16 protein-coding genes and 1 tRNA gene are annotated in these 14,571 nt (G+C 35.9%); 13 read left to right on the top strand and 4 right to left on the bottom strand.

The window, feature by feature from the left end; translation table 11 throughout:
• Positions 1–17 precede the first annotated feature (17 nt).
• From ctpZ to O5633_RS10385, 6 genes are all read left to right on the top strand, one after another.
• Positions 18–1,322 carry a carboxyl-terminal processing protease CtpZ gene (gene ctpZ / locus O5633_RS10410; protein WP_269609639.1) on the top strand — a complete coding sequence of 435 codons (1,305 nt, stop codon included), beginning with the start codon at positions 18–20 and terminating at the stop codon, positions 1,320–1,322.
• Between the two features lie 3 nt (positions 1,323–1,325).
• Positions 1,326–2,591, top strand: coding sequence for an HD domain-containing protein (locus tag O5633_RS10405; RefSeq protein ID WP_269609638.1), 1,266 nt, complete (start codon positions 1,326–1,328; stop codon positions 2,589–2,591).
• Positions 2,588–3,235 carry a septum site-determining protein MinC gene (gene minC / locus O5633_RS10400; RefSeq protein ID WP_269609637.1) on the top strand — a complete coding sequence of 216 codons (648 nt, stop codon included), beginning with the start codon at positions 2,588–2,590 and terminating at the stop codon, positions 3,233–3,235. The genes O5633_RS10405 and minC overlap by 4 nt, the downstream gene beginning before the upstream one ends.
• Before the next feature lie 158 nt (positions 3,236–3,393).
• A complete protein-coding gene (gene minD / locus O5633_RS10395; protein WP_269609636.1) occupies positions 3,394–4,209 on the top strand; it encodes a septum site-determining protein MinD in 816 nt (271 codons plus the stop codon).
• A 4-nt stretch (positions 4,210–4,213) separates the two neighbouring features.
• Positions 4,214–4,555 (top strand): cell division topological specificity factor MinE, encoded by a 342-nt coding sequence (gene minE / locus O5633_RS10390; protein ID WP_269609635.1) that lies wholly within the window; start codon positions 4,214–4,216, stop codon positions 4,553–4,555.
• Positions 4,556–4,675: 120 nt separating this feature from the next.
• Positions 4,676–4,747 (top strand) — tRNA-Thr (locus O5633_RS10385).
• 193 nt (positions 4,748–4,940) lie between these two features.
• On the opposite strand, the gene O5633_RS10380 is transcribed toward O5633_RS10385, so the two are convergent.
• The 4 genes from O5633_RS10380 to psbM all read right to left on the bottom strand — a co-directional run bounded on the left by O5633_RS10380 (position 4,941) and on the right by psbM (position 7,143).
• Positions 4,941–5,516 carry an L-threonylcarbamoyladenylate synthase gene (locus O5633_RS10380; RefSeq protein ID WP_269609634.1) on the bottom strand — a complete coding sequence of 192 codons (576 nt, stop codon included), beginning with the start codon at positions 5,514–5,516 and terminating at the stop codon, positions 4,941–4,943.
• Between the two features lies 1 nt (position 5,517).
• On the bottom strand, positions 5,518–6,339 hold the full coding sequence (gene prmC / locus O5633_RS10375) for a peptide chain release factor N(5)-glutamine methyltransferase (protein ID WP_269609633.1): 822 nt from the start codon (positions 6,337–6,339) through the stop codon (positions 5,518–5,520).
• 58 nt (positions 6,340–6,397) lie between these two features.
• Entirely contained in the window at positions 6,398–6,847 is a 450-nt protein-coding gene (locus O5633_RS10370; RefSeq protein WP_269609631.1) for an acyl-CoA thioesterase, read from the bottom strand.
• A gap of 137 nt (positions 6,848–6,984) precedes the next feature.
• Positions 6,985–7,143 (bottom strand): photosystem II reaction center protein PsbM, encoded by a 159-nt coding sequence (psbM, locus tag O5633_RS10365; RefSeq protein WP_269609630.1) that lies wholly within the window; start codon positions 7,141–7,143, stop codon positions 6,985–6,987.
• A gap of 492 nt (positions 7,144–7,635) precedes the next feature.
• Here psbM and psbB point away from each other — a divergent pair, with 492 nt between their 5' ends.
• The 7 genes from psbB to O5633_RS10330 all read left to right on the top strand — a co-directional run bounded on the left by psbB (position 7,636) and on the right by O5633_RS10330 (position 14,498).
• Positions 7,636–9,159 carry a photosystem II chlorophyll-binding protein CP47 gene (gene psbB, locus O5633_RS10360; RefSeq protein ID WP_269609628.1) on the top strand — a complete coding sequence of 508 codons (1,524 nt, stop codon included), beginning with the start codon at positions 7,636–7,638 and terminating at the stop codon, positions 9,157–9,159.
• A 37-nt stretch (positions 9,160–9,196) separates the two neighbouring features.
• On the top strand, positions 9,197–9,292 hold the full coding sequence (locus O5633_RS10355; RefSeq protein ID WP_011294325.1) for a photosystem II reaction center protein T: 96 nt from the start codon (positions 9,197–9,199) through the stop codon (positions 9,290–9,292).
• Between the two features lie 189 nt (positions 9,293–9,481).
• Positions 9,482–9,961: a transcriptional regulator NrdR gene (gene nrdR, locus O5633_RS10350; RefSeq protein WP_269609626.1), complete on the top strand. Its 480-nt coding sequence runs from the start codon at positions 9,482–9,484 to the stop codon at positions 9,959–9,961.
• Positions 9,962–10,063: 102 nt separating this feature from the next.
• Positions 10,064–11,173, top strand: coding sequence for a 30S ribosomal protein S1 (locus tag O5633_RS10345; RefSeq protein WP_269609624.1), 1,110 nt, complete (start codon positions 10,064–10,066; stop codon positions 11,171–11,173).
• 17 nt (positions 11,174–11,190) lie between these two features.
• On the top strand, positions 11,191–11,979 hold the full coding sequence (locus O5633_RS10340; protein WP_269609623.1) for an HAD family hydrolase: 789 nt from the start codon (positions 11,191–11,193) through the stop codon (positions 11,977–11,979).
• A gap of 24 nt (positions 11,980–12,003) precedes the next feature.
• A complete protein-coding gene (gene metK / locus O5633_RS10335) occupies positions 12,004–13,233 on the top strand; it encodes a methionine adenosyltransferase (RefSeq protein ID WP_269609622.1) in 1,230 nt (409 codons plus the stop codon).
• Between the two features lie 17 nt (positions 13,234–13,250).
• Positions 13,251–14,498, top strand: coding sequence for an FGGY-family carbohydrate kinase (locus O5633_RS10330; RefSeq protein WP_269609621.1), 1,248 nt, complete (start codon positions 13,251–13,253; stop codon positions 14,496–14,498).
• Positions 14,499–14,571: the final 73 nt, after the last annotated feature.

Raw genomic sequence — 14,571 nt, 5'->3', positions numbered from 1 at the left:
CGCAAAAGATCAATCCAATGCTTCCATCTGTTAAATCTTTAACTAAGCTGCTGCAAAGATTTTTTGCAGTTTTAATTAGCTTTGGTATTTTATTTCAAGTCTTTACCAAGCCCGCTTTTGCACTCAACGATGGGCAATTGCTAGTTATTGAGGCCTGGAATCTAGTTAATGAGGGGTATCTAGCTCCTGAGAAATTTGATGCAATTCAATGGAAAAAACTTCGTCAAAAAGCACTTGAAAAGCCAATAAACAATTCTCAACAAGCATATTCAGCCATTGAAGCAATGCTTATACCTATTGGAGATCCTTATACGAGGTTATTGAGACCAGATGATTATGAAGCAATGAAAAAAAGCAACATAGGAAGCGAAATCAATGGGGTTGGACTTCAGTTAGGAGCAAGAAAAGAAGATGGAGAAATTGTTGTGATATCACCTCTTGAAGGCTCTCCTGCCTCAGACGCAGGTATCAAAAGCGGAACGATTTTAAAAAAAGTCAATGATCAATCTCCAAAACAATTGGGACTTGAAGCAACAGCAGCGAAATTGAGAGGGCAAACTGGAACGCAAGTAATTGTTGAATTACAGCAACCTAATGAAGAACTAAAGGAAATTTCTTTAGAGAGAAGAAGTGTTGACTTAAGGCCAGTTAGGACTAAGAGAATAAGAAATGAATCTCACACACTTGGCTACTTAAGAATTACACAATTTAGTGAAGGGGTCCCTGAGCAAGTCAAGGAAGCTTTGGAAGAACTTTCTGGCAAAGATATCGAAGGACTGATTTTAGATTTAAGAAATAACTCTGGAGGACTAGTAAGTTCGGGACTTGCCGTTGCCGACGATTTCCTTAGCAATATGCCTATTGTTGAAACAAAGAAAAGAGATTCAATAAATGATCCGATCCGCTCTGGAATAGAAACTTTTTATAACGGTCCCATGGTTACGCTTGTAAATGAAGGTACAGCAAGTGCTAGTGAAATTCTTGCGGGTGCTTTACAAGACAATAAAAGATCTGAGCTAATAGGAAGTAAAACATTTGGGAAAGGCCTCATACAATCTTTAACAAACCTAAGTGATGGCAGTGGTTTAGCAGTAACAGTTGCCAGTTATTTAACTCCAAGTGGAAGAGATATACAAAATTTAGGAATAGATCCTGATCGCCTCTTAGAAATGCCAGAGCCACTTAACCCAGGCTCTGATGAAGACAGATGGCTATTAGATGCAGAGCTAATTATGCAAGCCACTTTAGACAAAGAAGAGGTATCACAAGAAAGTCAATTTAAAGAAGAAAAAGAGCAATTAATTGGCAACGAAATTAATTAAGGCATGTCAATCAGAACGTATTATGACCCTCTGCATCACTCCATTTCGTTAAACAGCTCAATTCCAGAGGAACAAATGGTGATGGAGTTAATAGATTCCTCCCCATTTCAAAGATTAAGAAGAATAAAGCAATTAGGCCCTGCTTATCTAACATTTCATGGTGCAGAATCCAGCAGATTTACTCATTCTCTTGGTGTCTTTCATCTAGCGAGAAGAGCAATAAATCATTTAGCTAAGTTGGACTCTAAATTAAAAGAACACAAATTAATTCTCTACGGCGCAGCGCTTTTACATGATTTAGGGCACGGACCTCTAAGTCATACAAGTGAGGAAATATTCAAAATAAATCATGAGGATTGGACAGCCAAGTTAATAAAATCTAGTCAAGAAATTACTTTAATCCTGAACAAGTATGGGAGGAGAAATGCAGAATCAATTTCAGATTTAATTCATTCAAGGAAAGCCTCAAATAAATTAATAATTTCACTAATTAGTAGTCAGCTAGATTGTGACAGACTTGATTACTTAATGAGGGATAGTTATACAACAGGTGCAAAATATGGACAGTTAGATATTGATCGAATAATTTCAGCAATGACAATTGCGCCAGATGGTAATTTAGCAATACACCCCAAAGGTTTAATGGCAGTTGAGCATTATTTAGTTATAAGAAATCTCATGTACAGAAGCGTATATAACCATCGATTAAATGAAGTTTGCAATTGGCTATTAGAACAAATTATAATAACAGCAAGAAAATTGGGGCCAAAAAAAGTATGGGCAGATAGAAACATGTCTGAATGGCTATGGAATCATAAAGAAATGACCTTAGAAAGTTTTTTATCTAATGATGACATCGTAACTAGTTATCATATTTATAGATGGCAACAATCTAGTTCAGATAATCTATCCAATCTCTGTAAACGTTTTATAAATAGAAATTTATTAAAAGCCTTAAATATATCATCCTTTACTTTAGAGATAAGGTTAGAAGCTCTATCAAAAGCGAGGATATTATCAGAGAAATATCATATCGAACCAGATATATCATGTGGGTTAAGAGAGCAAGTAATCAAAAGTTACCATCCTTATAAACATGGACTTCGATTATGGGATGGAGACATGCTACAGGCTTTAGAGAAAGCTTCTCCATTAGTTGAAAGATTAATAGAGCCTAATCAATCTTCATGGTTAATTTATCCAAAAGAAATTGAAAATGAATTAAAAATAGAGATTGAAAAACTAAAAATAAAACATAATTTAAAATGAATTCGGAAAATCAAAAAACAATCATTACTATCGAGGAGAGTAAATATACGAATTGGAAATTATGTTTAAAAAATAAATTAAGAATTCTTAAATCAAATCTTATAGAAATTGATTGTAAAGATCTCGACCTTTCATGTGCAGATATTTCAGAAATATCAGATATTGCAAATCAAAACAACTGTAAAATTACTTGTTTTTGCTCAACATCTACAAAGACAATAGTAAGCTCTCAATCATTAGGTTATAGATCTCAATTTATTGTTCAAAATTGTTCAAATAGCACTTTACAGATTAATGAGCAAAATTTAATTTTTTCAAAAACCCATTTTCATCATGGAACTGTCCGATCTGGGGATTATCTTGACAGTCCCGGGGATTTGTTAATCCTTGGTGATGTTAATCCAGGGGCAATAGTTAGTGCAGAAGGGAATATTATTATTTGGGGGAGACTTCTTGGGATTGCGCATGCAGGAAGCAAAGGTAACACTCAAGCAACAATATCGGCACTTCAACTCAGACCTGTTCAACTAAGAATCGCTAAGAAAGTTGCTAGAGGCCCAAAGGAGAAACCTCAAATTGGTCTTGCAGAGCAAGCAAGTATTAATTCCGAAGAAATTGTAATTTCTCCACTGGACTCTATTTAATTCGAGATTCTAACTGCAAATAGTTTTAAAAAAAGTTGGGAAAATTGAAAAAAGCCCTTAGAGATGTCTTCAAAAGCAAACCCAATGCAACCGATCTAACAATAAAGCTTTTTTCTTAATCAAAATCGAATTAAGATTTGTCGAATTCAAGGAGGTCCGTGAAGACAGATACACGCGTCATTCTTATCTGCTCAGGAAAGGGTGGTGTTGGCAAGACAACTCTTACTGCAAATCTTGGCATTTCACTCGCCAGACAAGGACTAAGTACTGCTGTCTTAGATGCAGACTTTGGTCTGAGAAACTTAGATTTACTGTTAGGTCTAGAAAATCGAATAGTCTATACAGCCCAGGAAGTTCTTGAAGAAGAGTGCAGACTTGATCAGGCCTTGGTCAAGCATAAACAAGAATCAAATCTATCTTTACTTCCTGCTGGTAATCCAAGAATGCTTGATTGGTTAAAACCAGAAGATATGAAACGCATAGTAGACATGTTAAAAGAACAGTTCAACTACGTTCTGATTGATTGCCCTGCAGGAGTTGAAGATGGATTTAAAAATGCTATGTCGGCCTCCAAAGAAGCAATCGTTGTTACCAATCCAGAGGTCTCTGCCGTCAGAGATGCAGATAGAGTAATAGGTTTACTTAATACAAATGGGATTAAGCCAGTTCAGTTAGTGCTTAATAGAGTTAGACCAAAAATGATGGCTAGCCAAGAGATGCTATCTATTGATGATGTAACTGATATTTTAGCCTTACCTTTGCTTGGTCTAGTTCTCGAAGATGAACAAGTTATTGTTAGTACGAATCGAGGGGAACCTCTTACTTTAAATAGCGTTAATTCACCAGCAGCTAAATGTTATCTGAATATTGCGAGGAGATTAAAAGGTGAGGATATTCCAATGATTAATCCCATAGAGGAAAGTTCTGGGTTGGGTGCAAAATTTAGAAGACTAATGCAAACAAAAATTTTCTAAACCAATGACACTTAGAGACCTTATCAACAAATTACTAAGAAGACAGCGTGCAAGTGCTAGCACTGCGAGAGAGAGGCTTCAACTTGTTTTGGCTCATGACCGTTCAGATCTTAGTTCAGAACTACTGGATCAAATGAGAAGAGAAATCTTAGAGGTCGTTGCAAAGTATGTCGAAATAGATATGGATGAAGGAGCAGTAAGTTTAGAGACAGAAGATCGAATGACCGCACTAGTTGCAAACTTACCAATAAAAAGAACTTTAAATGGTCAAATCAAGCTTATAGAAGCATCTAATCAACCAGATGAAAATTCTCAAGGATCAGAAAGCACAGTTGAAAATCCTTAACCAATTCAAAGATGTTATTTATTTTTTGGATAAGATCAAAAAAGTTTAAAAAAGTATTTTCAACAAATTTTCTAAATGGATTAACTTTTGGATTATATTTTTAGGTAGGATAGAAGAGTTGCCGGCTTAGCTCAGCGGTAGAGCAGCGCTTTTGTAAAGCGAAGGTCATCAGTTCAAATCTGTTAGCCGGCATTTTTAAAACCAGTTCTAAAAAGATCTATTTAGATTTACCAGAGATTATCCAAATTATAAAAGTTGCAATAAATAGGTTGAAAAATTTTAACTGAAAAATTGAATCAAAACTCATTATGGGGAGTCTGAAAAGCCACCAAAAAATAGATTGCACTAACAAAACTATTAATAACAGATAAATCATTAGTAACTTTTATTTCAAAACAACTGAGCCAGGCCTTAACAAATTCCACTTTCCATTTTGCCATTCAATAACTGTGCTTGCCATGCCAGAAGAATTTGGCCAAGGAATAGGAGCCAGTATAGGAATCCCAGGGAATTGAATAGAAGCTTCTGTCGCATCTTTAACAGGTTCTTCTCCAGAAACGTTTGCACTTGTAGTTGCAAGAGGACCAGTTTTCATAAGCAAATCTCTTGCAAGTCTTAATGCGGGGACTCTAAAACCCACAGAATTAGAATGGCAATTCAAATGCTCAGAAAAATTTCCTATTGTTGGCAAAACTATTGTTAATGCTCCAGGCCAATAGATTTTTGCCAATTTCAAGCCTTCTTCAATAGCACAAGGATGAACAAATTCAAACAAATCATCTAAGCAAGCTCCCATTAATATAAGTGGCTTATTTGAAGGCCTTTTCTTAATGGTCCATATTTTTTTTGAGTATTTTGGATATGAACAAAGTGCTGGCAAAGTATCAGTAGGGAATAAGGCTAAAGATCCCTTCTTCAACTTTAAAGCCAAGTCAGAAATTCCAAATTGCTCGGTAATCATTTCATTTTCTACGACAAATTGCATAGCGCTTGATTCCACTTAAATCTTTTTCAAAAGAAACTTCTTCCATGCCAATATTCTTCATAAAACTAATTATCTTTTCACTCTGATCATAGTGATGTTCAAGAATTAACCAACCTCCTTTAGCAAGTCCATTTAATGCCCCAAGGATGATTTTCCTAGAAGCATTCATTCCATCTTCTCCACCATCCAAAGCTATAAGTGGCTCATGATTTTTAACAACTGGTTCTAACTCTTCAATTAAAGCAGAGGGGATATAAGGAGGATTACTTAAAACCAAATCAAAGCTTTCCCTCCATCTTTTCAAAGGCTCCCACCAATCACCCAAAGAAAATATCACATTCGCACTTGGCACTATAGATTTTAAATTTCTTTGTGCTAGTTCTAATGCTTCATTACTAATATCAGCTGCATGTCCATCCCAATTAGGAAGAGATTTAGCTAAAGATATTGCAATAGCTCCAGAGCCTGTACCCAGATCAGCCCATCTTCCAGAATCAATATTAGTAACTTTTTTTAAAGCAACATCAATCAAAAATTCTGTTTCTTGCCTGGGGATCAGAGCATCAGCTGAAACCTCTAACTCAATATCTCTCCAGGGACACTTAGAAATCAAATACTGAAGTGGGGTTTGATCTTTTAAATGAGAGTCCCAAATAACTTCTATTTCTTCAGTTGAGATTTCTAAGGAAATAAAATTCTTAGGATTCAAAATAATGCTTTGCAATTTAGCCCAAGAAACTCCAGCCGCTATATCTAAAAGCCAATCAAAATCAACCTTCCTACCGCCTTTCAAAATCATTTTTTTTCTCCATTGCAGAAAAGCTTCACCAGAAATGGATTTAAAAATCATGAATTATCTAATTCTTTGAAATTTTTGGGCCTTCTTCTAGACTTAATAATATATTTTTAATTTGTACTGGTAATTCTCTTACTAACTTTATTGAGTCATTTATTTTTCTTACAACAACAAGTTCAATTTTTGCTTCTGCACCAATATCACCATTTGATTTTAAAAATAAAGTTTTACAAATAAGTCGTATTTTATTTTCCAGCTTAAATTGACTTAACATAAGAATTTTTTCTCCATGAATAAAAGATTTTTTATATTTAAGTTGAATTGAAATCACTGGGATTTCAAAACCATTTTTAGATAATTTTGAATACGAAAGCCCAACATTATCCAATGCATTAATTCTCCCCTCTTCTAAAAAGTTTAAATAAGAGCCATGCCACATAACTCCAGCATGATCAGTGTGCTGAGGAAGAACCGTTTTTATTAATTTCCAATGATTATTTATTGAGCTCATCAGAAAGAAAGACCATATATCTTAATTCTTTAATTGAATAAATAAAATTTTGAAGTAATACCCTTCCAAGATAAGACCTCATTAGCAATTAAGATCTCAAGTGTTTCTTGAGATCTTTGAATAGAAAAAGTCCTAAATTACTTTTTAGGCTCAGGACTCAATCTACCTTTGCTGGAATCCGAATAAAAGCTTGATTTCTCACCCTCACTGGTAGAAACAAATAAACCAATAAGAAAGATCGTTGGTACTCCAACAAATAAAAGACTTGCGGCAAAGCCAAAACTAGTGGTTTCCATAACCGAGGTTTTTACTCAGAACAATTTTTACTGAAATAAACTATATATCCCTTCAGCAGAAAAACCGTGATTTAAATCAAAGAGTCTGAGATTTTGTAATTTGCCGAAAAATAATAAGTTGAATTCGTCTTTTTTAATTATTTTAATCTGAGTAGTTTTAAAAAATTTTTTAAATCGATGGATTTGAAGTGAATTTAATGCCTGAATTTTCGTTTTTTTCAAACTGTTTTCAAACTGATTGGATAGAAAAACAACTTAAAATTACAAAATCGATTGAAATTTGAAAAATTCTTTTTTTTCTTTTTTTTTTAACTTTTTCTTGTCCACCACTGCTTATTTACGAATTCAAGCCGCTTAAAACAAGCTAAATTTTATCCAAGAGTGTCAAAAGTCATTTCAGGTCTCTACATCCTGTGCATTAACTCAAGCAATACCATTTACGATCATTCGAGTCTTGCTGCATTAAGCAGCTTCGTTATACGAACCTGACCCATGGGATTGCCCTGGTATCGGGTGCACACAGTTGTTATTAACGACCCTGGCCGCCTCTTGGCCGTGCACCTCATGCATACTGCTTTGTTAGCCGGCTGGGCCGGCTCAATGGCCTTATATGAATTGGCCATTTTTGATCCTTCGGATCCAGTACTTAATCCAATGTGGCGCCAAGGCATGTATGTCATGCCCTTCATGGCCCGCCTAGGAATCACAGGTAGCTGGAACGGATGGGATATAACCGGTGCAACCGGAATTGACCCCGGTTTCTGGAGCTTCGAAGGTGTTGCTGCAGCTCATATAGTTTTCAGTGGTCTTTTGATGCTCGCTGCCGTATGGCACTGGACATACTGGGATCTTGAATTATGGGAAGATTCCCGCACTGGTGAACCAGCTTTAGATCTTCCAAGAATCTTTGGGATCCATCTTTTCTTAGCTGGCTTGACATGCTTTGGGTTTGGCGCATTTCATTGCTCAACCGTTGGCATATGGGTTTCTGACCCATATGGCTTGACTGGTCATGTAGAAAAAGTTGCTCCAGTTTGGGGTGCAGAAGGATTTAATCCATTCAATGCTGGAGGAATTGTCGCTAATCACATTGGGGCAGGACTTTTAGGAATAATTGGTGGAATATTCCATATCACCAATAGACCTGGAGAAAGGCTTTATAGAGCTTTAAAGCTAGGTAGCCTTGAAGGCGTTCTTGCTAGTGCTCTAGCTGCTGTTCTTTTTGTATCTTTTGTAGTCGCTGGAACCATGTGGTATGGATCAGCAACAACACCAGTTGAGTTATTTGGTCCTACTAGATATCAATGGGATTCTGGGTATTTCAAAACAGAAATCAACCGCAGAGTTCAAGAGTCTATGAATGACGGTGCCTCAAAAGCTGAAGCATATGGAGCTATCCCTGAACAACTTGCTTTCTATGACTATGTTGGAAATAGTCCTGCTAAAGGAGGTCTCTTCAGAGTAGGAGCAATGGTTAACGGCGATGGAGTTCCAAGTGGATGGCAAGGTCACATTTCATTTACTGATAGCGATGGTAATGACTTAGAAGTAAGAAGAATTCCAAATTTCTTTGAAAACTTCCCTGTCATTCTTGAAGATAAAGATGGAAATGTTAAAGCTGACATTCCTTTCCGTCGCGCAGAAGCTAAGTATTCCATTGAACAAACTGGCGTCAAAGCTACTGTTTACGGTGGTGAATTAAATGGTCAAACATTTACTGATCCAGTAATAGTAAAACGTCTAGCAAGAAAGTCTCAACTTGGAGAAGCCTTCAAGTTTGACAGAGATCGTTACAAGTCAGATGGTGTATTCAGAAGCTCTCCAAGAGCATGGTTCACCTATGCACACTTGTGTTTTGGCTTGTTATTCCTCTTTGGGCACTGGTGGCATGCCGCAAGGACTCTCTTTGGCGACAGATTCTCAGGTATCGATCCAGAGCTTGGGGATCAGGTTGAGTTTGGTCTCTTCAAAAAACTTGGAGACGAATCAACCCGCCGAGTTCCTGGTCGAGCTTAATCCAGGATTCTTTACCCCCCTTATACCGAGAACTTAGATGGAAGCTTTCTCTTACGTGCTAATCCTTACATTGGCACTCGTAACGCTCTTCTTTGCTGTCGCATTTCGTGATCCACCGAAGTACGATAAGTAATTAACATAAAAAAAAGCCCTGATAACTCAGGGCTTTTTTTTATGTTTAGACTTTAAATCAAAAAATTTATTAATTATAAAGTTCAATATAAATAAAATTTTTTTAATTAAAAAGTAGTTTTATTTAATCTACCCCTTCTCAGAAGCCAAATAAATGTTTAAAGTTAGGTAAATCATTGAAAAGGGCTGCATGCAGTGCCCATCTTGTCAAAATACAGACAGTCGAGTTCTTGAATCTCGTTCGGCTGATTCTGGAAGAAGCGTAAGAAGAAGAAGGGAGTGCTTAAATTGCGACTTCCGATTTACTACTTATGAAAGAGTAGAAACTATACCAATTACCGTGATAAAGAGAAGCGGAGCAAAAGAATTATTTAATCGAACTAAAATAATTGGTGGTTTAAATAGAGCATGTGAAAAAACACTTATAAATGGATCTAAAATTGAATTTATTGTTGATGAAATAGAATTAGAACTCCATCAAGGGGTTCGTAAAGAAATTAAAACAAATGAGATTGGAGAAATGGTTCTTACACATTTAAAAGATATAAATGAAGTTGCCTATATTAGATTTGCCTCTGTTTATAGACAGTTTCATGGAATTAATGATTTCATAAAAACCCTTGACTCACTAAAACCACTAAAAAAAGAACAATTAGCGTCAGTTCTTTAACAAGAAAGACCTATCAATAAAGTAGAATTTAAGTTCAATTTGGTCGGCGGGCCATTTTGTATTTCTATCGCACTGTCCTAAAAGGCATACCGCCAATCAAGCATGTCTGAAAATCCAGCAAGCAAAGTTCAAGACAAAAATCTCGAAACAGAAACATCAATACCTGAAGAAGATATCTCAAATTCCGTAAGTCCAGAATTTGAAGATAATTCCATCAATGAGATTAAGGATGACGATATTCCCAAAAACATTCCAGCTGCTGATGATTCTTCAAGCAGAATTAATAAAAGTGATCTTGAAAGTGCAGGTTTCACTCTTGATGAATTTGCATCTTTGCTAAGCAAATATGACTACAATTTTAAACCTGGTGACATAGTCAATGGAACTGTTTTTGCTCTTGAATCCAAAGGAGCAATGATTGACATTGGAGCCAAAACAGCAGCTTTCATGCCTATGCAAGAAGTATCAATAAATAGAGTTGAGGGTTTGAGTGATGTTTTACAACCTTCAGAAATTAGAGAATTTTTCATAATGACTGAAGAGAATGAAGATGGTCAATTATCGTTGTCTATCCGAAGAATTGAATATCAACGAGCTTGGGAAAGAGTTAGGCAATTACAAAAAGAAGATGCCACAATTTATTCAGAGGTTTTTGCTACGAATAGAGGAGGTGCACTTGTTCGAGTAGAAGGGCTTAGAGGCTTTATCCCTGGATCCCATATAAGCACTAGAAAGGCCAAAGAAGAACTAGTTGCTGATTTTCTACCTTTGAAATTCTTAGAAGTTGACGAGGAACGGAATAGGCTGGTTCTAAGTCATCGCAGAGCTTTGGTTGAAAGGAAAATGAATCGTCTTGAAGTTGGAGAAGTTGTTGTAGGAGCTGTGAGAGGAATTAAACCTTATGGAGCGTTTATTGATATTGGGGGTGTAAGTGGATTGCTTCACATTTCCGAAATAAGTCATGAGCATATTGAAACTCCTCACTCTGTTTTAAACGTCAATGACCAAATGAAGGTAATGATAATAGACCTTGATGCTGAAAGAGGACGAATTTCCCTTTCTACAAAAGCACTTGAACCAGAACCTGGAGATATGCTGACTGACCCTAAAAAAGTTTTTGATAAAGCTGAAGAAATGGCAGCAAGATATAAACAAATGCTTCTTGAGCAAGCCGAAGAAGGAGAAGATCCTATTGCAGTAATGACTATTTGATTATTTACTTTTATAAAATGGCAGAGCTGTTAATAAAAAATAGTTCTGTTGGTTTTATTAAGGCAATAATATTTGACAAGGATGGAACATTATCCAATAGTGAGCAATACTTATTAGAACTGGCAAAAACCAGAGTAGAGTTTACAGTAGCTAAATTTAAAAAATTAAAAATAAACTATTTTAAAATTTTTTTATTAAGAAAATTACTTAATTCTATTTATGGATTACAAAATCAAGCTCTTTCCGCTAGTGCATGTCTGGCTGTAGCTTCTAAAGAGCAAAATATAGTATCTACAGCAACAATATTTACTTTAATGGGTTTTGATTGGTCTAATTCACTATCAATAAGTCAAACAATCTTCGATGAAGTAGATTTTTTCCTTTCTAATAATAAAGACAATATACAAAAAAAAAGGACTTTAATTCCAGGGGCATTTGATCTATTAGTTGCGCTAAAAAAAAATGGAGTGCGTATTGCATTAATGACAAATGATACGCAAGCAGGAATAGAAGAATTTATTTGTAGCAATAAATTGGAAGGTCGATTTGATTATCTTTGGAGTGCTGAGAATAAACCGGCAAAACCTAACCCAAAAGCAGTTATAGAACTTTGCAAAAGAATGAAGATAAATCCTTCAGAGTGTGCACTCATTTCAGATGCCGATACTGATTTAAAAATGGCCAAAAAAGCTGACGTGCCAATAATAATTGGCTTTACTGGTGGATGGAAAAATCCTCCCACTCTTACTGAAAAACAATTCATTATCGAAAAGTTAAATGAATTAAATATTCAGATAAACACCTAAAGTAGTATTCAATTCAGATTTCCAATGAGTAGATACGTTTTTACCTCTGAATCGGTAACAGAAGGACATCCTGATAAAATTTGCGATCAAATAAGTGATGCTGTTTTAGATGCTCTCTTAACTGAAGATCCAACAAGTAGGGTTGCATGTGAGGCAGTAGTAAATACTGGCTTATGCCTAATAACTGGAGAAATAACTTCTAAAGCGGAAGTTGATTTCAATAAGCTTGTTAGAGAAGTCATCAAAAGCATTGGCTATGAAAGTGCAAGTGCTGGTGGATTTGATGCAAATAGTTGTGCAGTCTTAGTTGCACTTGACCAACAGTCTTCAGATATTGCTCAAGGAGTAGATGAAGCTGAAGATCATTCAACAGATCCTTTAGATCAAGTTGGTGCTGGTGATCAAGGAATTATGTTTGGTTTTGCTTGTGACGAGACTCCTGAACTGATGCCATTGCCAATCAGTCTCGCTCACCGGCTAGCAAGACGGTTGGCATCAGTTAGGCATCAAAAATTAATTGATTATCTTTTACCTGATGGAAAAACCCAAGTAAGTGTCTCGTACGACAACGGAGTCCCCTGCTCCATAGACACAATACTGATTTCTACTCAGCACAAATCAGAAGTCGATGGAATAACTCTTGAAGAGGAAATCCAAAAAAGAATTGCACAAGACCTATGGAAATTGGTTGTTGAGCCAGCCACAGAGGATCTTGCTTTAAAACCTTCACTAGAAACTACACGCTTTCTAGTAAATCCAACAGGGAAATTTGTCATTGGTGGACCTCAAGGAGATGCTGGACTCACGGGTCGAAAAATAATTGTAGACACCTACGGTGGATATGCTCGCCATGGGGGTGGGGCTTTTTCTGGGAAAGATCCTACAAAAGTTGATCGATCAGCAGCTTATGCAGCAAGATTTGTAGCGAAGGCTTTGGTTGCAGCAAATCTTGCAAAAAAAGTTGAAGTCCAACTAAGTTATGCAATTGGTGTAGCCAAACCAGTATCAATACTTGTGGAGTCTTATGGCACAGGTAGAGTTTCAGACGCTGACTTAACTGAAATTGTTCAAGAACATTTTGATTTAAGGCCAGGAGCAATTATGGAATCTTTTAACCTGCAAGAACTTCCTATGCTTAGAGGAGGACGTTTTTATAGGGATATTGCAGCTTATGGTCATTTTGGAAGAACTGATATTGCTCTTCCATGGGAAGATGTATCTGAAAAAGCAAAAGAACTAAGTTTGCTCATATAAAAGATTTTAATCAAAAAATGTTAAATAGTTCTCTTGTACTCGGTATTGATCTTGGTACATCGGGAGTAAGAATTGCAGTCATTAATACTAAAAAAAAAATACTGTTCACATCTTCGAAAACATACTCTAAAGGTCTTGAGATATCAGAAGACTGGATAAATAGCCTCAAAGCTCTAATACAAGAAATTCCAAAAGATCTAAAGGAAAAGTTGATTTCCTGTTCAGTAGCTGGGACATCCGGAACACTTTTAGCATGCAAAAAAAATGGAGCGCCTATAGGAAAAGCTCTACCTTATTTTTTATCCTGTGCTGAATATGAATACGTGCTTGAAAAGCTATTTACAAAAGAATGTGCCGGCTCAAGTATCAGTGGAAGCGTTGGGAGAGCACTAAGACTTTTAGACTTATACGGTAATGAAATAATCTTAAGGCACCAAGCAGATTGGATTAGTGGATGGCTTATCAATAATTGGGATTATGGAGAAGAAGGTAACAATATTAGGATGGGTTGGGAAATATCAAATAGTTCATGGCCAGAGAGTTTTCAAAATTTAAAATGGTTAAAATGTCTTCCTAAAATAATCCCTTCAGGTCAAATCATGGGAAATATATGTACTAAAAAAGCCAATGAATTAAATTTACCTAAGAATCTTCAAGTAATAGCAGGGACGACAGATTCCAATGCGGGAGTTTTAGCTACTTTTCCTAATAAGAATGATGGGATAACAATCCTTGGCAGCACAATAGTCATTAAGAAGTTTGTTAGTGAGTCCCTTTCAGGTAAAGGGATCTCAAATCATAAATTATTAGGAAATTGGCTATCTGGTGGAGCATCTAATGCTGGGGCTGCAATACTATTAGATTTCTTTAATCTTGAATATATTGAGGAATTAAGCAAACAAATAAATCCTAATAAATCAACAGGATTAAATCTTCTTCCACTATCAAATCCGGGAGAAAGGTTTCCCGTAGACGACCCCAATTTACAACCTAAACTTGAGCCAAGACCAGTCAGTGATTCTCTTTATCTTCATGCATTATTTGAAGGTTTAGCTAAAATTGAAGCAAGAGGCTGGCAAAAACTTCATGAATTAGGAGCTGATTTACCTAGACAAATAATTACCATTGGTGGAGGTGCAAAAAATATTACTTGGAAGAAAATAAGAGAAAGAGAAATTGGCATTCCAATAAAAATATGTAACAGGCCACCTGCAGCAGGAGTAGCGAGTATTGCATTAAAAGCCTTATTATCAATAAAGAATTAAAATCTTGAAAAGTTTTAAACTCAATTGATAAAAATTTAACTAGCTTATTAATTAATAGTTGAATTAATTATCC

Origin of the sequence: Prochlorococcus marinus str. MIT 1013 (assembly GCF_027359395.1) — a bacterium.
GTDB classification, from domain to species: domain Bacteria; phylum Cyanobacteriota; class Cyanobacteriia; order PCC-6307; family Cyanobiaceae; genus Prochlorococcus_B; species Prochlorococcus_B marinus_E.
Note: the sequence above shows the minus strand (reverse complement) of the source record. Positions and strands in the feature narration are given on the sequence as shown.

Coding starts and splice junctions, on each gene's coding strand:
- ctpZ (WP_269609639.1), top strand. CDS start 18: ATGCTTCCATCTGTTAAATCTTTAACTAAGCTGCTGCAAAGATTTTTT.
- O5633_RS10405 (WP_269609638.1), top strand. CDS start 1,326: ATGTCAATCAGAACGTATTATGACCCTCTGCATCACTCCATTTCGTTA.
- minC (WP_269609637.1), top strand. CDS start 2,588: ATGAATTCGGAAAATCAAAAAACAATCATTACTATCGAGGAGAGTAAA.
- minE (WP_269609635.1), top strand. CDS start 4,214: ATGACACTTAGAGACCTTATCAACAAATTACTAAGAAGACAGCGTGCA.
- O5633_RS10380 (WP_269609634.1), bottom strand. CDS start 5,516: ATGATTACCGAGCAATTTGGAATTTCTGACTTGGCTTTAAAGTTGAAG.
- prmC (WP_269609633.1), bottom strand. CDS start 6,339: ATGATTTTGAAAGGCGGTAGGAAGGTTGATTTTGATTGGCTTTTAGAT.
- O5633_RS10370 (WP_269609631.1), bottom strand. CDS start 6,847: ATGAGCTCAATAAATAATCATTGGAAATTAATAAAAACGGTTCTTCCT.
- psbM (WP_269609630.1), bottom strand. CDS start 7,143: ATGGAAACCACTAGTTTTGGCTTTGCCGCAAGTCTTTTATTTGTTGGA.
- psbB (WP_269609628.1), top strand. CDS start 7,636: ATGGGATTGCCCTGGTATCGGGTGCACACAGTTGTTATTAACGACCCT.
- O5633_RS10355 (WP_011294325.1), top strand. CDS start 9,197: ATGGAAGCTTTCTCTTACGTGCTAATCCTTACATTGGCACTCGTAACG.
- nrdR (WP_269609626.1), top strand. CDS start 9,482: ATGCAGTGCCCATCTTGTCAAAATACAGACAGTCGAGTTCTTGAATCT.
- O5633_RS10345 (WP_269609624.1), top strand. CDS start 10,064: ATGTCTGAAAATCCAGCAAGCAAAGTTCAAGACAAAAATCTCGAAACA.
- O5633_RS10340 (WP_269609623.1), top strand. CDS start 11,191: ATGGCAGAGCTGTTAATAAAAAATAGTTCTGTTGGTTTTATTAAGGCA.
- metK (WP_269609622.1), top strand. CDS start 12,004: ATGAGTAGATACGTTTTTACCTCTGAATCGGTAACAGAAGGACATCCT.
- O5633_RS10330 (WP_269609621.1), top strand. CDS start 13,251: ATGTTAAATAGTTCTCTTGTACTCGGTATTGATCTTGGTACATCGGGA.